Origin of the sequence: Hyphomicrobium sp. (genome assembly GCF_035687085.1) — a bacterium.
Classification (GTDB): domain Bacteria; phylum Pseudomonadota; class Alphaproteobacteria; order Rhizobiales; family Hyphomicrobiaceae; genus Hyphomicrobium_B.
In genome coordinates, this window is the sequence record NZ_DASRYS010000013.1 from 429,945 (window position 1) to 450,713 (window position 20,769).

Sequence of the window (20,769 nt, forward strand, 5' to 3'; positions counted from 1 at the left end):
CGCCGTCCGGATAGATAAGGGGAGCGCGACGCCAAAGGCGCCCGAGTACACGGCATTGCGTCCGCTCCGATTCAAAAGCGCGATTTCCGGTATCGCACTAATCGCCTCCCCACCGCCCGGCTTTACTGTCAATGCCTTCGCGGCAAACAACGCGCACCGCGGCCCAATGAGCGCGCGTCAGGCGGCCCAGGCATCCGTTACTTGGAAAGCAGGCGCTGACTTTGCCGCGACCTCGGCTTGCGGTGCCGCCGGCGACACATAACCGGAGGGGCGCGCCTCAAGTGTTATGATGCGCTGACCGGGGGCCAGATCATTCAGCGGAATTTCAAAGCGCATGGTTTGATGCTTGCCAGTGCGTGAGCGCAAACGGCCTCGCAGCCGATGAATGACCGTCTCGCCGGACACGACCTCGATGAACACGCGCCTCGATTGGCGGCTCGCCGGAAAGCGCAGAGATACTCCACATACCTTTACATCCGCACTCCCATCAATCTCGATGCAATGACCTGCCGAGGGCGCCGCATGAACCTCAGCCAGCGGTATGCGCCGCCACCGGCGCGGGGACCAAAGGCCGAGATTGTCGCGCGCGACTCCGATCAAATTGTCGGACTTGAACGGCCGATGATAGATGGCACGCGGCAGGAGCGGCGACGATAATACGTCGGCAAGTCTCTGCAGCAATCGGCGCTGTCGCCGGTTCGGGCGGATGCTTGCGTAATGTTTCAACCAGACGCCAGGCGCGACCGGCGTCTGGCCAAGTCTGCGCAGCACCTCCTGCGGCACACCGAGGCCAAGCTCGTGCAGATAGCTGAGACCGGCGAGCGCTAACGGGACCAAGGCCCGGCGCTCGACAAGTTCGATCGTGCGGTCCCAATCGATGCCGCCGGCGTTGATGCGCTGACCGATGTCGATTGCCCAGTCTCCATCGGCGCCGGCCACGCCATGGGCGAGACTGATCACCATGCTGTCCGCAGAAGAGGGCACGCAAACGTCGGTACCGCCGAACGAGATTGATCTCGCGTCGCGCCAGAGTGCGCTTTCGAGTTCGCTGTCACGACGGCAGAAGTGAAACGCCTGAGTGTGCAGATCGACTTCGCCGTAAACGCCCCGCCGGTAATTCGATGACGCGCGCAGCGGCGCGAGTTGTTTCAACAGGAGGGCAGAATCGCCGTTCGTCGACTCCCAGCCTGAGGCTGTCAAAACGGCGGCGGCACGCGGCCCATCCTCTTGCCGGACAAGTATGTCGACGTCGCCCATCAAACGGCGAACCGTCGGCCCGAATCCTTCTGCGTATCCGGCGGCGCCCTTGATGAGCATGCATTCGATCCCGGCCTTGCGAAGGGCTTTGATGGCCGGCAGCGTTTCACCCAGCATAAACTGCGTTTGGGTCCAATGCGATTTGGCTAACCCTTCGATGCGCGGCCGGTAGGTGGAGTCCGGATCGAGTGTCCTGAGGCGGCCTGAAAGCGGCGCAAGAATACGCATTTCCGGCCAGCTCGCATCGTCGAGTTCGCGGTTCTTGAGCCAACGGTGCCAAGCCGCACGCGCGGCGTCCGGCGGAGCGAGGCAAGCTTGAAGCAGAAGATCTATCTGAGGCGCCGGCCGCGCCCCCTTCAATACGGACACCCTCATGTTGATCTCGCTCTCCTCCGCTCAAGCGAGGCACGGACGACGTCGAGATAGCCACGATCTGCCGCCGTATCGTAGCCGTAACTCAAGCTCCCCGGGATGATCCGGCGGAGCCACAATACCTCCGGCAGCGTTTCGAAAATCAATCCGAGTTCGCGGCCTCTTTGCAGCCAATCGATCATCTCACCACGGCCACGCGCACCGCCTGGATCGTTGACGGGCCCGATCGCCGCAACGGCCGAAGTGCGCAACATCATAGAGGAGCGCGACAGGCCTTCTGCAACCGCGCCGCTCGATCGATCATCACTGCCATGACGGAAGCGCCGGCCGCGACAGAACAAGCCGTCAACGTGCGGCCCGCGCGCAAACCGCTCCAATTGCCGTTCAGCTTTCTCAGGCAGCCAAATGTCATCGGCGTCCAAACCGGCAACGAAAGACGCCGATACGTTTTTCAATCCTGCGGTCGTCGCCGCAGCCGCACCCGCATTATCCTGCCGGATCACGCGAACCGTGCCGCCGTATCTCGCGGCAATAGTGCCCGTATCATCTGTCGAGCCGTCGTCAATCACGAGGATGTCGCTGGCGGCAACCGTCTGTGCAAGCACCGATCGGATCGCTTCGTCCAACGTGCGCGCCGCGTTATACGCGGGGATGATTACTGCATAAGCGCTATCCGGCATGGAGTGGGCTCCCAACCCGAGACATCGATGCGACCAGCGGATGCACGATCGGCCCGGCGCGTCCCGCAGCGCGGCGCCGTTTCAATGATTCTTGAAAAACCTTGAGCAATTCGAGCCGCAAGGCCGCGATATTTCCCGAGGTGTTTCCGGCGTGACGCCGGTGCAACGTCGCGATTTCGCGTTCGACTGCAATCTCATGATCGGCCTCAAGCAGGCGCAGAATCAGATCAAAATCGTCTGCCATCGCGAATGTGGTATTGAAGCCAAGTGATCGGACAGCACTGGTCCGGAAGAGGCCAGCCGACAGCTGGATACCGAGAACGCGCGCCGTATCGGTACCCGGCAAAGGCATCCGGTCAGGACCGAGTGTCTGGAATAGAAGCGTTTCGCCCATGACGGCAGCGATACCGGGCGTTCTCTCTATCAGCGCCGCTTGACGCGCGAGACGGCCCGGCATGCAAAGATCGTCTTGATCGAGGAATGTAAGAAGTTCGTGCCGAACTTCTGCCAGCCCAGCATTGCGCGATCCGGCGATGCCGCGCTTCTCCCCGGCGAAAACCCGAACACGAGGATCACGCCCGCCGATATCGCGCAGACGTGCAAGCGTTCCATCCGTCGAGGCATCGTCGACGACGACGATATCGAGATCGACACCGGCTTCGGCTCTAAGCGACCCAATAGATTGCTCAATAAATTCAGCCCCGTTGAACGTCGTCATGATGACCGAGATCCGAGGGAGAGCTTGAACGCTCATTGCATTCCTGCCTTTGAGCGGTCATGCGCATCATCGCTTGGCGGCTTGGCGAACAAAGCGTCTGCCTCTTGGTGCTGCACGAAGAACAAATCGAGCGGCTTACGCCGTCCCATCGCCCGTCGCCGCGCAATCGATTTATTGAGAACCTGGAGCGTGGAGGTGCGAATGGCCCGGCCGTTACGTGTCATATTTCCGTCGTGGCGGCGGTAGAGCGAAGCAATCTCGGCTTCAACCAGTAAAGGTTCATCGTGCTCGGCGAGCCGGAAGAAAAAGTCTACATCCTCTGAGAACGCGAGTTCTTCATCGAACAAACCGTGTCGGCTGAACACCTCTCTTCGAAACAGCGCACTATGCAATGTCGGCAGCATCATGCTTGCGCTCCGCGAACCGGGCGACGGACGCTGCGCATCGTCGAGCTGCTCGAAAAGCAGAGTCCGGCCGGCGACGTACGCCACCTCAGGATTGGCCAGGAGCTTTCCGAGCTGGCGCGCAATACGCCCGCGCGGGCAGACATCATCGCAATCGAGAAAAGTCACGAACTCGCCGAGCGCCGCCTGGACGCCCGTATTGCGCGCGGCGGCGACGCCGCCGCGATGTGGCCCGCTCATGATGCGAAGACGCTGATCGCGGCGACTGATTTCAGCGACGATTTCCACCGAGCGATCCGTCGATCCGTCATCGACAATGACGATGTCGAGCTGAAAGCCGGGCTCTTCTTCTAGCGACGCCAGCGCTGCCGCCACGTGCCGCTCACCGTTGAAAACCGGTATGATGACGCTGACTATGGGAGTGGTCATGGTCCACCGTTATCGAGAAACCGGCGGACTGCACTGCCGATCTCAAACGGGTCTGAGGAAAGGTTCATGCGCCACGTTGGAACGCGCCGCGTCAGCGCCGTGGCAAAAACAAAGCCGGATTTCTGAGCGCCCGGGAGCTGCTGCCACATGGATGCGGCTGCGTGAGCGAACAAATCCTGAGGCCGGATAGGCTCGAAAGTCGTCTGGTCCGCATGAGCGATCCGGGGAAGCACCAGCGCTGCAACGTCAGCACTCTCGGCCATGCACCCCTTGAAATGTAACTCGGGATCGATTTCGACCTTGCCCTGCCAATTCAGCGCTGAGGGCTCCTCAAGTTCGCGCGGCCCAAGGACACGTTTGATACCGGCAGGGTCCTGTTTCAGCAACTGATGGACCCGATGGACGCGAGGCCGGGCGTCCGCGGTGACCACGACATAGTCGTCGCCCACGGTCTGAAGTCCCGACGCGATGCCCGCGAGCGTCGTACCAGACTTACCGCTGCCACCTTGACCGACGAGCAGCATGGCCCGGCGGCCGGAGACGAGAGTGCCGGCGTGCATCATGCGCATTCCGCGCTGCGCGGTCGCCCAGTGGATAAGCAGACGGAAAGGCGAACCAGCATCCCACGGTGGCAGGTGAGCCAGCGCGGTCACCCACTGCACGCCGACGCCCGTACGCGGATTGAAAAGCGTACATGGCTCGGTTGGATTGTTGGACGCGTCTCGCCGGCCCACGACTCCGATAAGACCTGCCTCTCCGGCAAGCCGCTCGAAATCGGGTCCGAGGGATTGGTAGTAAGCAAAAGCAGCGGCATCCGGGCTACCGGCCCACGAGGGCTCGCCAAGATGGAAGTGGAGATGATCGGTCCCCGTATTCGTGATCGCACCACCGAGCCGGCGGGCATAGAGATCAGCCAGGACCGCCGATGGCATGTGGAGACGGATGCACAGATCTGCGACGCGGACGCGGACCTGATGCGCGCGTTTAGCGTGTCGCGCCGTGAACACCCCTAGCGCGTCTAACAGCTGATGTGCGCTCGGCCGGCTTGTCTCAGATCGCGCGAGACCCGACAGGGCGCTTGCAATCATGCGCGGACGCCATTGTCGTTGCGCACGACGGGCCAGCCGAGGTGCTCCTCGGTATCATGCACCGGGTCTGCCAGGATCAGGTCCTTCATGTCCTCATAGGACTCGACTGAGAAGGCAATTTCGCCCGCCTCTGCACGTGCCACCGTCTCGCTCGCTTCGAGCGCAACCGGGCTCGTACTGGACGGGCGCAACAGGCCAGCGTTCACAAGATTCGCGATGATGAGGCGACTCTCGTCAGCAAGTTCTGAATTTATCTGAGCCAAGCGGTCGGCGATCGCTAGCGGGTTGTGTCCTGACGTAACATCTCGCCACAGCGCGGCCGCGAGATCGCGCAGACTCCAGTAGACGCCGCTCGACAAATTCAGTGCCACGATCTCGCCGTCGAAATCATTGGCGACGCAGTCGGGAGTCGAGACCTCCAAGAGGCCTATATCGGCCGCAGCCACCACCATTACAATCTTCCTTGCATTTGGATCGGCCAATTCAAGTGCGAATCAGCCGACGATCCAATCCATCTGGCTTTGTCTTGCGTGAAAAGCGAGGTGGCCGTCCACAATTGTTCACAACATTCATAAAGCCATTCGATTTCGCCGCATGACGTTGCGGCTCGGCTACTCTTGCCGTTCTCGACAGCAAAAAGCGCACGCCATCGCAGCGGCTCTTCACCCGGATGCCGGCCTTTGGACGATTCCCGGCATCACGGCCGTTCCGAGACAGGGGGCATCTCTCATGGAACGCCTAGGCTGCCGAAGTACGTCAGCGCGACGGCCCCGTTGCCATCCAGGGGAGCGTCTACTGTTGTTTTTTCTTGGCTTTTATGTTCTACGAGAACACCCTGGGATTTCAGGCTCAAAGCCCCTAAAATCGAGGGCTTCGCGGGCGTAGTTCAATGGTAGAACGGCAGCTTCCCAAGCTGCATACGAGGGTTCGATTCCCTTCGCCCGCTCCAACGATCCAAAGTCGTTAGCTTCCGCCGTCGAGGCGCCTGCCTGCTTCCTAAATTCTCGGATTTTAAAACAGGCGCAAAGCGCGCCTGCTTGTCATTGGTTGATCTTTCGCGCTGGCGGCCGGCGCGCGGAACGCGTGTCGCCAGCGCCAACGAAAAGCTGCTGGCGGACGGCGCTGAACGCGCGCCACCAGCGCGAAACGCTACTTCGTCTCTTCGGGCTGGCGATGATAGATGTCGTCGGTCCGCAGGATGTCGTCCTCGCCGAGATACGACCCGATTTGCACCTCGATGATCTCCACCGGCACCTTGCCGGGGTTCGAAAGCCGGTGCCACTGCGTCGCGAAAATGTAGACGCTCTCGTTCTCGCGAACGAGTTGCTCCTTGTCGCCGATGGACACCTGGGCCGTTCCTTGCACGACGATCCAATGCTCTGAGCGGTGATGATGCATTTGCATCGACAGCTGGCCGCCCGGCTTCACATGCAGAAGCTTCACCTGGAAGCGCGGCCCGATGTTGAGGGTCTCGAAATAGCCCCACGGCCGGTAATTGCGTAGGTGCTGTTCCTGCTCCTTGCGGTTCGACGTCTTCAGCCGCTGCACGATCTTCGACACATCCTGCGTGCGGTCCTTGTCGGCAACGAGCAACGCGTCGGGCGTGTTGACGATGATGAGATCGCTGACGCCGATCGTCGAGACCAGCGCCCGCTCGGAATGCACGTAGCAGTCCGATGTTTCCTCCAGCACCGCTTCGCCCTTGATGAAATTTCCCTTGTCGTCACGAGGCGCGATCTCCCACAGCGACGACCATGAGCCGACGTCGTTCCAGCCGACGTTCATTGGCAAAATAGCCGCCGCGCGCGTCTTCTCCATGACCGCATAGTCAATCGAGATGTTGGGAGCCACCGCAAACGCTGCGCGATCGAGGCGCAGAAATCCTAAATCATCGCTGGCCCCCGCAAGCGCCGCGCGCGCCGCTTCAAGAATTTTGGGCTCCAGACGTTCGATTTCGGCGAGATACGTCTTGGCGTCGAGCGCGAAAATTCCGCTGTTCCAGAGATACGATCCGTCCGCCAGATAACTCTCGGCCGTAGCGCGATCGGGTTTCTCAGCGAAACTCGCAACGTCGAAGGCGCGGCCGTCGAAATTGGCGAGCGGCTCGCCGCACTTGATGTAGCCGTAGCCCGTATGCGGCTCCGTCGGCTTGATGCCGAACAGCACGAGCTTGCCCGTCGCTGCGACTTCCGCGGCGCGCCGGATGTGCTCGGCGAAGGCGCCAGCATCTTCGATGACGTGATCGGACGGCATGACCGCGAGGATGGCATCGGGATCGTGCTTGAGCGCGACGAGCGCCGCCACCGCAATCGCGGGCGCCGTGTTGCGCGCAACGGGCTCGAGCACAATCGCCCGCGACTCGAGACCAGCGCGATCCAACTCCTCCCGCACGAGGAAGCGATGATCGTTGTTGCAAAGCAGGATCGGCTTCTCGAAGCCAGCGTTCTGCGGCAGGCGGCCGAGGGCCGTACCGAGGAATGACGCGTTCTGGCTATTGAAGAAGCGGATGAACTGCTTCGGATACATCGCGCGCGATAGCGGCCACAACCGCGTACCCGATCCGCCGGAGAGGATAACGGGGTGAATGAAGCTCATAAACAAGGCTCTCCTTATGACGACCGGCGCCGCGCCAGCCAACGTTTCGATATCAGTTTGACGTAGCCGCCAGAGCGGCTGCCATCCGCTCCGCAAATTGTTCCGACGATGATCCTTCCCGTACAAAGAAGAAGTTATTCACGAACTCCATCTCTCGCCGCGGCCGCGACCAGTCGAGGGCTGAGCGATCCTGCAGGCGTGGGTCGAGGCCATCGATGTCGTGGAGTCTGCCATTGTAAATATACGAGCCCCTGTAGCCGCGCTTGCCCATGAATTCGCGAACTCTCGCGATCTGATCGAGAGCAAACAAGTTCTCGATTTCGATCATGAAAATCGGCGCGTTCGCTTCGATCAAACGTTCTGAGCCGCGCAAGACGTCATATTCGTGACCCTCCACATCGATCTTCACGAAGCCGATGTCGCGATCGGCGAACTGATCGAGCGTGGCGGTCCTCACCTCGGCCTCAGCGACCGCGCCGCTTTGCGCTGCCCCTTCGAGTGTCGAATGCCCCGCGCATCCCGCTCCTTTCGACGGCAGAAACAGCGGAAGCGCCCGATCGGGCATCGCGGAAGCCGCCATCTCGATGATCGTCACGTTGTCCAGACGCTCCCGGCGAACCAAGTCGCGCAGCAGTTTTGCGACCTGCACATGAGGTTCGAAAGCGATGACGAAATCCGTGCACCGCGCCAGCCGGATGGTATATCGCCCGAGGTTGGCGCCGACATCGATGCTCCCACGATGGCGATCGACGATATTGCCGATAATTCCCTCTTCGCATTCGGCGAATTTGTCCTGCGCCAAGTGGCGATCATGCATGTGCCTGGGTGCAAGTTTCCAAGCCAGCTGCGAGACCATCGTTCTCAAAGCATTCTGCATCACACCTCCTACGCCTGCGGAAAAGGCCGGGGCACCTCAAACCGCTCATAAGAACGGTAAGCGGCGACAAGACCGTACATCAGCGTTAGAGCCGCTGCGCATCCGTAGACGCCCGCCGTTTGGATACCGAAAGGCAGGAGCACGGCCGTCAGCACAGCGGACAGCAAAGTACTTTTGGCAAGTCGCGGATCGCGGCTCTTGCAATAGAGGCGCAGCGCGCCGATCTCGGCATAAATGCGCGCGAGCATCGCGACCAGCAGCACCCAGAGCAACGGCTCGTACTTCATGAGGAGCGGCCGTCCGAGATAAGGCAGAACAATCCAGATGGCGGCAGCGGAAACGGCCGACAGGACGGACGCTTCCAATAGCGCGGTGCGGGTGGTCTGGACGCTGAGATCTCGGAACGCTTGCTCGTCGCCTGACCTGAAGGCGGACACGAGATGCGGCCGCGCAAACGACATCACCCCGGAGTTCACAAGGTTGTAGATCGCCGTGCTCACCTGCCAGAAAAAGAAGTACACCCCTGCAAGCTCGAGCGACAGGAATGCGCCAACCAGATACCGGTCGAGATAAATCGCCGCCGTGGATCCGAGGCTATTCCCATAAAGCATCGCCGACGTGCGAAGCGAATTCCGGACCATCGCCAGCGATGGCAGATGAAATGCCGTCAAATCGGAGCGCAGAAGATGCGCAGTAAGGACGCCTGCAGCCAAACTTCCGGCAAGCCAGAACATCGCCAGCCCATCGATTGTTCGCCACGCCGGCAATGCGAAAGCTGCGATGATGAACGCGACCGGCCAGGACGCCGAAAGAATGCTCAGAACCACATTTGCCTGAAGTGGCTTGCGAAGCTGAATCAGGAAATCGTAGCCGTCCATCACGAGGTGTTCTCCCGCGATGAGGCCAATAACGATGACAAAAAGCCATGGAACCGCGCCAGCGAAGGCAAGCGCAACAGCCGATGCAAGCGCCATGGCATAGAGAATGGCGTAGAGCGCGAAGTAACCCGTGATGAGCTTTGATCTGTCATCATCCGAGGCGTCCGTCACCTCGCGCATCACCTGGCGATTGATGCCAAATCGCAGAACGATCGGCAGAATTGCGACAAGACCCTGCAGCAGGCCATAGACCCCGAGATCGCTCAGCGACATGAACTTCGCGATGAACAGGCCCAGGAGAAATTTGCTCCCGATGCCGCACACGCGCATCGCGAAGACGCTGAGGCGCAATATCGGAGAGGTCATCGCCTCAGCCATCGGGCGGCCCGCTGCAGGGTCAGACTTCACTGAATGAACGCTTTCGCCTGCCGCGACAGTGTCGCGATCTGCGGCCGGGGAGTGCCATCCTTTGCGGGCGTGAGATTGAAGAAATAATCATCTGGCCACCAGCCGCCGCCGGCCCAGGCGGTCCAGCCGAGCCAAACATCCTTGTTCTCGCGCAAGGTGTTGCAAATGTTGTCGAGAGCCTCGAGCGAAGCAGCATCCCGGCCGGCCGCAAATTCGCCCAAGAACGCCTTGAGCTTTTTCGAACGCGCCCAATTCTGGAAGGCTTGCAGGCGGTCCGTTCCAATAGACGCGCTCATCACCGTGCCCGACGTTCCCGACGAATCCTTATCGAGATACTGATGCACCTCGATTGCGAAGTTGTTCGCGGGATCTGCGATGTTGGCCATCACATCGTTGCCTGAACTGATCCACGAGTGAGCGCCGGTATAGTTCACACCCGGCACCAGGATGAGCTGGTTTGCTCCGGCCGCGCGCATGGCTGCGATGGCGTCATTCGCGATCGGAAGCCATTCCGGCGCCTTGATCCCGGTTGGCTCGTTCATCAATCCGAAAAAGATTGAGTTGTTGTCCTTGAACGCCGTCGCCAATCGCCTGCAGAAGTCCGTAAACGCCGCAGCCGGAACGGTTTGCGACCCAATGACGAAGGCGTCCTTCCAATTATCCGATGAAACGCGCCGCTTCGCATAATTGTGCGTATCGAGAACGACTGTGAGACGCAGCTTCGTAGCGGCATCAACCGTGGCCTTGAGCTGCTTGAGTTCCGCCGCATCCAGTTCGGCATTGAGTTGAGGCTGCAGGCGCTCCCAGCGAAACGGTATCCGGACGATATTGAAGCCCTGCGTGGCGAAGTAGCTCAAGTTCGACTGGGTCGGAAAAGCATAGTCGTAACCGTATCGGCCGGGGATCTTCCCAAATTCGCCGCCTGCAACATTGACGCCCGCGTAGTGAGCCTGCGTAACAGAACGAGCAGCGGGAATATGAAATGCCTGAGCAGCAATGGTCGCGCCTCCAACAACCAGAACATTACGGCGCGTAGGTCTGAAATGCATTAAGTAAGTCTCCTTTCACTACGATTGCGAGAACTTGTCTCGCCCTGCTTCGGAGCCGCTGCTTTGCAGGGCACCCTGGATGAACCACAGCAGCGCTGCGGTTTTGATGGTGAGCAATGAAAAGCTCACAAGCATCGACAGTGTGAGGTAAAGGCAAAGCGCGTGCGTGAACCGCACCTGCTCGATTGTTCTCTCAGAGACGTGCCACGCGATGAATGTCCACAGCAGGATGAGACCCGGCAAAGATTGCGTGACGATCAGATAGGCAAGGCCGCTATCGACCGTCCAATCGACGTACTGGTTGGAAAGTCCCAGAAAGTCTACCAGATCGAAGCGGTGCAAGAGTTCGACTGTACCGGTAAGCCGGCCCGCGAAGTCGTCTGTGCCGGCTTTCAATCCGAGCAATGCGGCAGCGGTAAATAATGTCAGCACGGCCCCGGGCAGGTAGATGATGGCCGAGAATGGCGGCAGATAAGGCGTAATAAGAGCGGCAGCAGCAATGATGAGCGATGCGAGGACGGCGAGCCGCCCGTCGCATCCGAAAAGTAGAAGTACCGTCGTCAGCGCGAGATAGATCGTTGCCGGCCAGCCCAGCCGCCGGAAGCAGGACACGGTGAACGCAATGATGATGCTGCAGTAGTTGCCAAGCGAAACGGGTTCGAGAAACACCGAAGACATTCGCTCTTCAGTGATGAAGGGCAAATACCGTGCATCAGGCCGCGTGGCACTGATGAACAGATCCGAGTTTGTGTTGTAGAACTGATCGGCGCGCGTGCCGCGCGTGTTGATGTAGTAGTCCTGGATATTGAACAGCTTCGAGTGCAGCCCCGGCATCAGCGCTTCGACGGCGAGGACGATAAGCACCACCGTGTGGATCGCCAGCACCGTGCGCGCGAGGTGCTCCTTGGATGAAGCCATGCCGAGCAGCAGGAACACCGGCATGATCATCAAGTCGCGAATGTATTTGGGCTGGAGTTCCTCCGTCGCGATGGAGCGAACGACGCCGAACAGAAAGATGAGCGCCATGGCGACAATCATTGGCGCCATTTCCGGACGCCAGCGCAGCAGCGCAACACCGAGCGCAGCACCGGTCAACAGACCTTCGACGAGCATCACGATGGACGATGACAGCGCCATGACGTTGGCGTTGACGATCGCCAGACCGGCGTTGAACGTTATGCTGGCAATCAGAATGAGCGCAGGCGCAATGAGAAGCAGCCTGCTGTCTGCCAGACCCGCTGCGTGATGATCGAAGCTGTGGCTTCCGGCGCTCGCCACTCCGCTCATGGAGAGAAGCCGCTGCGCCGGTCGAGCCGCGCCAGATGCAAGAACACCATGTTCCCGATCACATAGCGGTGAAACAAGCGCCGGGGCTCCCGCGCGAGACGGAAGATCCATTCGCAGCGTGCGCGGCGCATCCAAAGAGGCGCGCGCCAGGCTTTTCCTGAGGTGAAGTCAAACAAAGCGCCGACACCGACCTGCAATGACACCGGCAGATCGCGGCAATGCTTGTCGATCCAAAGTTCCTGAAGCGGATCGCCCATGGCAACGAGCACCATGTCGGCTCCGGATGCTTTGATGTCCTTGCGCACCCGCTCGATCTCGGCATCGCGTGAAAAATAGCCATCGCGCGCGCCGACGATCGAATGCTGAGGATAGGAAGCCGAGAAGCGCTCGGCCGCGAGTGGGACGATCTCCGGACGCGCCCCAATCATATAAATTCGCAAGCGGTGCCGCGTGTTCTCGAGGTAATAGGGGACGAAGTCTGTCCCATTCAGATTGTCCGGGAATCGCTTGCCGAACTTCATCCAGCTCGCGATGTCGACGCCGACACCATCATTGAAGACGAGAAAGTCTTTGAGGGTCCGGCGCAGATCGGCGTTCTTCGCTGCCAAGCGTAACGTGTGCGCGTTTGCAAAGGCGACGCGCAGCGGCCGTCGCTGTGAAACGGCGCCGTCGAGCACCGTCACGGCATCGTCGCGAGTCATGACGTCGAGCTTCACCCCAAGCAACGTGCGTGCATTCGTGCCGAGGACGCGTTCGTATTCGGCGCGATACAGCTGCTCAGCGCGGTTCCAGTTATGAACTTCTGCGGAAGCCATTGCCGCGGCGCGCGACTGCGCGTGATCTTGCGCACGGGCTTTTATGAACGAACACATCTTGGCGCCTGCCGCGTCCGGATCCGAAAAATTCGTAACAAGGCCGACGCCTGCGCGTTCCACAATCGCTTTGAAACTCGCAATCGCATTGACGATAGGCACGAGGCCTGCTGACAGCGCCTCAACGACCGTCAGCCCGAAGCCTTCGTATTCCGATGCCGACGCGAAGAAACTGCACTTCGATAGCTCGGATTTGATCTCCGCATCGCTCAAGTTCGTGAGGATCCTGATGCTGCTCGCGTGCATGCTGGACTGAGCCGCCGCTTTGACCTGCGCCAGCGTTCCATCGCTGTCGCTTCCAATCAAGACGAGTTCCGCGCCAGGAATCTCGCGAGAAACATGCTCGAATGCCCTGATCAGAGTGACGAGCCCTTTATGAGGAGCGAAGCGGCCGAAATAGACAATTCTGGGCCGGAACGCCTGGCTCGAGGCATCCTTGAACTTGTCGATGTCGACCCCGTTCTCGATCAACCCAACGCGGTTACCGGCAATCGTCCTGAACGTCCGTGCGTCGTTCTCGCTGCACGCGATGACGCGGCGATAATTCCGAAGCGCGGTCTTGGTGACGGTGCGGAAGTAGACCTGCTTCAAGCGCTGCGCAAAGGACGTATGAAAGAAGCCGCCGTGCGTCGTGAGCACCATCGGCTTTCCATGCAGGCGCGCCGTGGCCGACAGAAAATCACTGAAGAAATCGACAGCGTGCACGTGCACGAGGTCGAAGCTCTTCAAATGCGCGAGCGCCTGCGTCGCCAGCGGGTAGCGCCGCGATCCGATGAACGGAATGCGCCGGACGCGAATGCCATTCACGAGATCCTGAGCCGGCAGCACGGTGTCCAGATCTTGGAAGCACCGATTGAGCGTCAGCACCTCCGCATCCAAGCCCGCGGCCTTCTGTGCTTGCGCCAGCGACAAAACCATATTCTCGAGACCGCCCACGGCGGGATGAAACTGACGAACAACATGCAAAACGCGCATGGAGAAAACCTCCTTAGTCGAATGGGACGGCCTCAAACCGGCCGTAGGACTTCAAGCGGAGCCTTGTTGATGATGATGCCGGCCGTGCGAGCGCTGACGGCAGGGCTGGATTTGAGCGCGCGAACAAGCGCGGGCGTGGGCGTTGAACCCCAAGCAGCAACGAGAACACACACATCTAATGACGGCGCCGCCGCCTGCGCGTCGGCATGATTTCCCAACGCCGGAAGATCGCAGATGATGAGATCATAGTTCTGGCGCGCCTGGGCAATCAGCTGCCGAAGCTCCGGAGATGCGAACAACACCGCCGGCCGTACATGGTCACCAACGTTGTCAGCGCCCAAAAAGTCGAAGCCGAATTCCGTATCGACGACATTGCGCTCGAGATCGGACGGGTTCTGCAGAACACTCAAGAATTCGCCCTGAGCCGCGCCGCTGAGCCCGCGCGCAAGGGCGGGCCTATGCAAATTGCCATCTATGAGCAGAACGCGCGCCCCACCTTCGACGCCGAGAACGGCGAGGTTGAACGCAATCGTCGACTTGCCTTCGCCATCCAGCGTCGATGCGATACCCACGACGCTCGGACCTTTGGTGATGTTCTCCCGCAGACGCAAGAGAACCCCGCGCAGACAGTCCTTATCGTCATGGAGCAGAAGCGGCGGCTCCGAACCATTCTTCGGATAAAGCTTGCGGCCGCTGATAAGTGAGACAGCACCGAGCACCGGTAAGCCTGTGTCGGCTTCGAGCCCATCGAGCGTGCGCACCGGCCGTGTCACCTTCTCACGCCGCGCAGCATAGGCGACACCGATGACGCCGCCGCCCAAGAGGGCGGCCCCCAAGATGGCACTGCTGATCGCGGGCGATGTGCGCTCGGGGCTGGCCCGTGTCAGAACGCGTGGGCCCGCACTGACCGGCGGCTCGGCATTCAGGGCGTTAGAATATTCGCTCAGTGTCTGCTGATGCAGAGAGCGATATGTGCTCGCTAAAGCCTCAAGCTTGCGCCGATCACTTGTCTTTTCTGATTGTGTACTCGCCTGCTCTTCCGCAGTCGCTGCACGCTCCTGCAGCTTATCGAGGCGCTGTTCGAGTTCCTGCACCGCTTGCTTTGGCGCATCTCGGACACTCTTTTGATAATCCTCAAGATAAGTATCGAGCACCGCATTCACGAGCTTCGCACCGCTTTCGGGATCGCGCGACGCGAACGTCACCCGCACGACAGAGCCTGACGCGATGGGCGTTACGGTAAGCAGCTCCTTAACTTTTCCGACGATTTTCAGCTTTTCGGCATCGGATCTTTTCGCATAGGGCGAACGTTGTTCCGGTGAAGATGTGCTTGCATCGGAAATAAGATGAGCAGGATCCAACTCAAGCTTATCGAGCGTTGCGGAAATGATCGGATCGCTCTTGATCGTCTGAAGTTGAGCATCGACGAAACTCTCCTTCGAGACGGAACCTGGGAGCGTTCCAGCAGACGCTTGGAATGACGGAAGAAGAGCTTCCCCCGTCACCAAATGACTGCGTTGTTCTAGAGCGAGCACAACTATTCCGGCGAATAGACCAATACTCATACAAGCGAGTATATTTAGGCGCCGCCATTTAAGAGCTGCGCGTAATGCAGATGGCCTCTTTTCGAGTTGAAGCAAATCGGCGTGGTGCAACAATTTCGAGTCTAATTTTTGCACGATCCCACCATATGTCATTCCCCACAAACTAACTTCGGAATAGCAGAAAGGTTTCTTCGCAATCGCGAACAATACGTCGCATTACCTAAATTTTTCAGAGGAGTATCGTCGCGTGCGTTGCACAATAATTGTGCCCCATGAGGCCGCTGAAATTGTCTGAAAAGCGGCAAACTGAAATTTCCAATTCGCTCACGAGATAAATGCTCGGCGCGCAAACCAATTCACCAAGCAAATCGCGGAGACGATATCGATGAATTTGCTCAATCGTCCTCAGTCATTTGCGCTGACAGGCGCTGAACTTAGATCGTCAGGTTCTGACAAATCCTTCGCCTTGCAATTGGCCGTCAAACGCACGGTGGATGTGGTCGCATCCGGTGTGCTCATCGCCTTTGCCTCACCGCTCTTGCTGGGCGCGGCGCTGGCGATCAAAACGACGTCACGCGGACCTGTTCTTTTCAAGCAAGCGCGCTACGGCCTGAACAACGAGCTGTTCGGCATCTACAAATTCCGAACGATGAGGATCGATCAGGGCGATGCGACGGGCGTCAAGCAGACCCGCGCCGATGATCCGCGCGTAACGCCAGTGGGCCGAGTACTTCGCCGCACGAACATCGACGAACTTCCGCAGCTCTTCAATGTGCTTCTTGGCGACATGTCGCTTGTCGGCCCTCGCCCGCATGTTCCGGGCATGCGCGCAGGCGGTCTTCTTTATGAGGAGCTGGTGCCGCATTACTTCAAACGCCATCGCATGCGTCCGGGAATAACAGGCTTGGCGCAGATCAATCGTCTGCGCGGCAGCACGACAGATGCGAAATTCGCCAAGGCGCGCATCGAATACGATCTGGCCTACGCGGAGCACTGGTCGCTGCTTTTGGATTTCCGCATCCTTTGGCAAACGTTCAAATCCGAGCTGCTGCGCGGCACTGGAAGCTGAGGGTGCTTATGAAGAATTGGAAATATCTGGGTGTCGCTCTTCCCATCCTGTTGAACACAACAGGTCTCAGCTTGGCAGCCGACAGCTATCGGCTTCAGCCTGGCGACGCGGTCGATTTCAGCGCAGCCTCTGCGCCTGACATCAAGACGCGCGTAGTCGTCAATATCGACGGGCAAATCAGCCTGCCGCTCACGGGCGAATTCAACGCGCAAGGCCTGACGATCTCGGAACTTCAATCCAAAGTGCGCGGTGAAATATCAGCAAAGGTGCTTCGCCGCCGTACGAGTGATGGACGTCAGCTCTCGGAAATGCTGGCGCCGGAGGAGATCTCGGTCACTATCGCGGAATACCGGCCGATCTACGTCAATGGCGATGTCTCACAACCGGGACAGCAGGTGTTCCGGCCCGGGATGACGGTGCGCCAGGCCATCACGTTGGCCGGCGGAGTGGATGTCATGCGCTTTCGCGCGCAAAACCCGCTCCTCGAGGAAGCGGACTTCCGCGCCGATTATGAAGCACAATGGACCATCTTCGCTTCCCAGCAGGCCAAGATCCTGAGGCTCAAAGCGGAACTTGACGGTAAGGACAAGATCGACCGCGCGCAGTTGCTCAAGACGCCGATATCCGAGCAGAAGGCCAAGGCCATCGTCGATCTCGAAGAGGATCAGCTGAAAACGCGCAACAGCCTGCATCAGACGCAGCGCGAATATCTGCAAGCCGCGATCGCCAGTCAGAACAATCGCATCAACACCCTTCTGCAGCAGGAGGAAAAGGAGAACCTCGGCGTCCAGGCTGACACCGAGGAGCTCGACCGCGTCAAGGAACTGTTCGGCAGGCAGACGCTTCCAATCACACGTGTCATCGAGGCACGGCGGACAATCCTGCTGTCCTCGACGCGATATCTGCAAACCGTCGCGCAGCGCGGCGTTTCCGAGCGCGACCGCGTCGATCTGGAGGCACAGCTGAACAAGTTGCCTGACGAACGGCGCGAAAGCATCCTGGCGGAAATACGCAATACCGAAACGGAAATGGCTGAAACCCGCGGCAAGCTCCAAGCGCTCGGAGATAAGCTCATCTACACGGGCCTCGTTCGCTCGCAACTCGTGCGCGGGAACAACAGCGAGCCGAGCATCCGCATTCACCGCAAGAAGGACGGCCGCTCCGTCGACCTCACCGCCACGCAAGACGAGGAGCTGGCACCCGGCGACGTCGTCGACGTGGCGCTGCAAATGCCCGAGGGCAGCGCGCCATCCCCGCAGTCAGATGAGAGAAGATCCCAATAGTGCTTCACATCGGTCAATCCACATACGATCTGAAAAGCTCTCGCTGGTCACTCGGCCAGCTCTTGAGCGTTCTCAAATGGTGGCGCCGCGCGATCTTGATGGCGATCCTCGCCTGCCTCGGCGGAGCCCTTGTGTACCTTGCGGTGACGCCTAATAAGTACATCGCGACTGCTGTCCTGCTCACGGAAACCAGACAGATGCCTGGAGACGACGACGCCTCGTCACGCGAGGCGACCGTCGACAGCAGCGTCGTTGAATCTCAGGTCGAAGCAGTTCGCTCGGCGAGCCTTGCGCTGCATGTGATTGATAAGCTCGGCCTCGCCGACGACCCCGAATTCGGCAATCCGAAACCAGGCTTGCTCTCTCGCCTGTTGTCGATAGTCCCGGGCCTTGGTTCAGGATCGCGCGAAGTCGACCGGCGCGAAATCGCTTTGGATAACTTTTTGACCAAGGTCAAAATCGAGCGGATCGGAAGAAGCTACGTAGCGCAGATCGACGTAACGTCCGTCGATAGCGAAAAAGCCGCCAAAATCGCTAACGCGATTGCGGAGGGTTACATCGATGAACAGCTGAGCTCGCGCCAGGATACGCAAGAGCGCGCCAACAAGTGGATGGAGGACCGGCTCACGGAGCTTCGCGCGCAAGCCGAACGGGCTGACAAGGAAGCCCGCGAAGCCGCGAGCGAACCCAACCCGGCACCCGCTGCCTCTGCTGATGGCGGCCCCACTGACTTCAAGGTGCGAGACCTCAATGACAAGGCGCGGAGCGCGCGCGCGAACTATGAGGCCTATCAGAACCGCTACACGCAGGCGCTGCAGCTGCAAAAGATCGCGATTCCGACGACCGGTGCCCGCGTATTGACGCGCGCCATCCCCCCGACCCGTCCCGGATCGCCCCGCAAGATCCTCGTGCTTGCGCTGTCGCTGATTGCCGGCTGCACGATTGGCGTCCTCGGAGCCTTCGGCGCCGAGTTTCTTCAGCCTGCCGTGCGAACGCGCGCGCAATTGTCGGGCGCACTCGGGATCAGAGCGTTCGGACCATTGCCGTCGATCAAAGTCCGCACGAGCCTGTTCGGGCGCGATAAAGAATTGCCGGTTGCGCTTGTCAAAGATGCTGGCAATGGCGCAGCTCTCGCTGAGAATGAACTGCGCAAGATAAAGCTCGCGTTCGGCCAACGCGGTGCCGAGGATAGCGCGCGCATCATCGGCGTCACATCTCCACGGCCGCAGGACGGCAAAACCACGATCAGCTACAGTCTCGCTCTCCTCGCCGCGCAGGCAGGAAGCAGAACGCTGCTGATCGATGCCAACACGCACAATCCGACGTTGGCTCGCGCCTTCTGCGAACCAAGCGCCGCGCTGCTCTCCGATTTCATGGCCTCGACCGACGGCAATTTCACGGTCGCCCGCTTGTCCGACCATCTGAGCTTCCTGGGTCAGCACAAGCTCGGAACGGATGGCCACCCGGCCGATGTCCTCAGTTGCGAAGGGATGCGGAATGCACTGCGCCGTGCCCAGAGCCACTTCGACTACATCATCATCGATCTGCCGGCAGGGCTCGATCACATGGAGCCGCGCGCGATCGCGTCGCTGCTTGACGGCGTTCTCATCGTGACCCGCTGGGGCAGCCCGATCGTCGATATCGAACACTGTCTGGAAAACGCCGACGGACTTGCAAGCCGTGTGATGGGCATCGTGATCAACAAATCACCCGAGGTCCAATCCAAGGGATCCATCCGGCCTATGAAAGCGGCGACAAGGATGATGGCCAAGGCTGAGCGCGCTGAAGTGTGAGGGATATTGAACTGCGGGTTATCTGCTTCAACGATTTTTTTAGCGCCAACCTCGGCGATCGCCTGCTTGGGCGCTGTCTGCACGAGGGGCTTCGGGGCGAACTCGACGGCCAGGTAGACGGTTGGGATATCGACGGCAAGAGCGAACCTGCCTCGACCGCACCTTCACGGCCGTCAAAAGCACGCGCGATGATCTTGCCGCTCGTGCCCCGGCGGATAAAGACACGGCTCAACGTTCGGCGCGCGCGCCACCGGCTGTTGTCCGAATGGCAGAGAGCGATCAACGGCACGCCTGTGTCCGCGATCGTCGTCGGCGGAGGACATTTGCTCACGGGAACGACGGAGTATTTTCCGGCTCGGCTCAGTGCTGTCGGAGAACTCGCACGCGCGCTTGGAATCGGCATTCACGTGCACTCCGTCGGCGTCTCTCACCCAGACACTTGGGAAGCTGCGGCGGGCGAGGAGTTACGGCGCTTTCTTGAGCATTCGCCAATCGAAAGCATCAGCGTCCGCGACGAGCAATCAGCGGAACACCTGAGCCGAGCGCGTCTGGCGCGCAACGGCATCAGCATCGCGCCCGATCCGGGACTCCTCGCCGCGAGAACCTTCGGCGTCGAAAAGCAATCGCTAAGCGCCCGCTTCAGCGTTGGATTGGGCATCATGTCGCCCGCCGCGGTCACCAACATACGGCCGGAGCCATCGGGGATCACCGATGCGTTCTGGATCGATGTCGCGCGGCGCATATCGGCCGCCGGTGGGGAAGTCGGCCTCTTCACCACGGGAGAGGCCGGAGATATTCGTGCCGCGCGCCGCGTATCCGAGCTGCTGAGCGCGAATGGCATCGCGCACACCGCCTCAGGCATCGCCCCGAAAGACGATGGTGATCTCGTCAATAACCTTTCAGGTTTTGAGGCCGTGCTGGCGCAGCGCCTGCATGCGTCGATCATTTCGTATGCGCTTGGCGTTCCCTCGATCGGACTGGGCTGGGATCCGAAAGTTCGCGCCTTCTACCGCCTGACCAATCGCGCCGAGTATTTTCTCGACGACCGTGGCGCACGCCCTGAAGAGGCTGCAGCACGCGTGCTGCAAGCCGCGCGCGAAGGCTTGGATGAACCGCACCGTGCGCAGCAGATCGAGGCATGTCATCAGAGCATACGCTCGCTCGCAGCAATGATCACGCAGGGGACCTAAG

17 protein-coding genes and 1 tRNA gene are annotated in these 20,769 nt (G+C 60.0%); 5 read left to right on the plus strand and 13 right to left on the minus strand.

Translation table 11 applies throughout. The features are described from left to right. Positions 1-177: 177 nt before the first annotated feature. From VFG26_RS12770 to VFG26_RS12795, 6 genes are all read right to left on the minus strand, one after another. Complete coding sequence (locus tag VFG26_RS12770; protein WP_325025844.1) at positions 178-1,632, minus strand: nucleotidyltransferase family protein; 1,455 nt, start codon at positions 1,630-1,632, stop codon at positions 178-180. Then, on the minus strand, positions 1,629-2,309 hold the full coding sequence (locus tag VFG26_RS12775; protein ID WP_325025845.1) for a glycosyltransferase family A protein: 681 nt from the start codon (positions 2,307-2,309) through the stop codon (positions 1,629-1,631). Before VFG26_RS12775 ends, VFG26_RS12770 begins: the two co-directional genes overlap by 4 nt. Beyond that, a complete protein-coding gene (locus tag VFG26_RS12780; RefSeq protein WP_325025848.1) occupies positions 2,299-3,063 on the minus strand; it encodes a glycosyltransferase family A protein in 765 nt (254 codons plus the stop codon). The genes VFG26_RS12775 and VFG26_RS12780 overlap by 11 nt, the downstream gene beginning before the upstream one ends. Beyond that, a complete protein-coding gene (locus tag VFG26_RS12785; RefSeq protein ID WP_325025850.1) occupies positions 3,060-3,860 on the minus strand; it encodes a glycosyltransferase family A protein in 801 nt (266 codons plus the stop codon). The genes VFG26_RS12780 and VFG26_RS12785 overlap by 4 nt, the downstream gene beginning before the upstream one ends. Continuing rightward, positions 3,857-4,792 carry a hypothetical protein gene (locus VFG26_RS12790; protein ID WP_325025852.1) on the minus strand — a complete coding sequence of 312 codons (936 nt, stop codon included), beginning with the start codon at positions 4,790-4,792 and terminating at the stop codon, positions 3,857-3,859. The genes VFG26_RS12785 and VFG26_RS12790 overlap by 4 nt, the downstream gene beginning before the upstream one ends. A 152-nt stretch (positions 4,793-4,944) precedes the next feature. After that, the gene (locus VFG26_RS12795) at positions 4,945-5,400 is read right to left on the minus strand and encodes a hypothetical protein (RefSeq protein ID WP_325025854.1); all 456 of its coding nucleotides are present in this window, start codon (positions 5,398-5,400) and stop codon (positions 4,945-4,947) included. Positions 5,401-5,823: 423 nt separating this feature from the next. On the opposite strand from VFG26_RS12795, the gene VFG26_RS12800 reads away from it, so the two are divergent. Then, a tRNA-Gly gene (locus tag VFG26_RS12800) sits at positions 5,824-5,897 on the plus strand. A 200-nt stretch (positions 5,898-6,097) separates the two neighbouring features. Here VFG26_RS12800 and VFG26_RS12805 read toward each other — a convergent pair. From VFG26_RS12805 to VFG26_RS12835, 7 genes are read right to left on the minus strand one after another with little or no spacing between them, the layout of a single operon-like run. Then, positions 6,098-7,543 carry a mannose-1-phosphate guanylyltransferase/mannose-6-phosphate isomerase gene (locus VFG26_RS12805; protein ID WP_325025856.1) on the minus strand — a complete coding sequence of 482 codons (1,446 nt, stop codon included), beginning with the start codon at positions 7,541-7,543 and terminating at the stop codon, positions 6,098-6,100. Between the two features lie 52 nt (positions 7,544-7,595). Further along, positions 7,596-8,420, minus strand: coding sequence for an FkbM family methyltransferase (locus tag VFG26_RS12810; protein ID WP_325025858.1), 825 nt, complete (start codon positions 8,418-8,420; stop codon positions 7,596-7,598). Positions 8,421-8,428: 8 nt separating this feature from the next. Further along, positions 8,429-9,706, minus strand: coding sequence for a lipopolysaccharide biosynthesis protein (locus VFG26_RS12815; protein WP_325025860.1), 1,278 nt, complete (start codon positions 9,704-9,706; stop codon positions 8,429-8,431). Next, on the minus strand, positions 9,703-10,755 hold the full coding sequence (locus VFG26_RS12820) for a glycoside hydrolase family 5 protein (RefSeq protein WP_325025863.1): 1,053 nt from the start codon (positions 10,753-10,755) through the stop codon (positions 9,703-9,705). The genes VFG26_RS12815 and VFG26_RS12820 overlap by 4 nt, the downstream gene beginning before the upstream one ends. Positions 10,756-10,773: 18 nt before the next feature. Further along, positions 10,774-12,042 carry a polysaccharide biosynthesis protein GumE gene (locus VFG26_RS12825; protein WP_325025864.1) on the minus strand — a complete coding sequence of 423 codons (1,269 nt, stop codon included), beginning with the start codon at positions 12,040-12,042 and terminating at the stop codon, positions 10,774-10,776. Then, complete coding sequence (locus VFG26_RS12830; RefSeq protein ID WP_325025866.1) at positions 12,039-13,889, minus strand: WecB/TagA/CpsF family glycosyltransferase; 1,851 nt, start codon at positions 13,887-13,889, stop codon at positions 12,039-12,041. Before VFG26_RS12830 ends, VFG26_RS12825 begins: the two co-directional genes overlap by 4 nt. Positions 13,890-13,921: 32 nt before the next feature. Beyond that, on the minus strand, positions 13,922-15,394 hold the full coding sequence (locus tag VFG26_RS12835) for a hypothetical protein (RefSeq protein WP_325025868.1): 1,473 nt from the start codon (positions 15,392-15,394) through the stop codon (positions 13,922-13,924). Positions 15,395-15,818: 424 nt separating this feature from the next. On the opposite strand from VFG26_RS12835, the gene VFG26_RS12840 reads away from it, so the two are divergent. From VFG26_RS12840 to VFG26_RS12855, 4 genes are read left to right on the plus strand one after another with little or no spacing between them, the layout of a single operon-like run. Then, positions 15,819-16,502: a sugar transferase gene (locus VFG26_RS12840; protein WP_325025870.1), complete on the plus strand. Its 684-nt coding sequence runs from the start codon at positions 15,819-15,821 to the stop codon at positions 16,500-16,502. Between the two features lie 8 nt (positions 16,503-16,510). Next, positions 16,511-17,785 carry a polysaccharide biosynthesis/export family protein gene (locus VFG26_RS12845; protein ID WP_325025872.1) on the plus strand — a complete coding sequence of 425 codons (1,275 nt, stop codon included), beginning with the start codon at positions 16,511-16,513 and terminating at the stop codon, positions 17,783-17,785. Then, a complete protein-coding gene (locus VFG26_RS12850; RefSeq protein WP_325025873.1) occupies positions 17,785-19,578 on the plus strand; it encodes a polysaccharide biosynthesis tyrosine autokinase in 1,794 nt (597 codons plus the stop codon). Before VFG26_RS12845 ends, VFG26_RS12850 begins: the two co-directional genes overlap by 1 nt. Continuing rightward, a complete protein-coding gene (locus VFG26_RS12855; RefSeq protein WP_325025875.1) occupies positions 19,575-20,768 on the plus strand; it encodes a polysaccharide pyruvyl transferase family protein in 1,194 nt (397 codons plus the stop codon). Before VFG26_RS12850 ends, VFG26_RS12855 begins: the two co-directional genes overlap by 4 nt. Position 20,769: the final 1 nt, after the last annotated feature.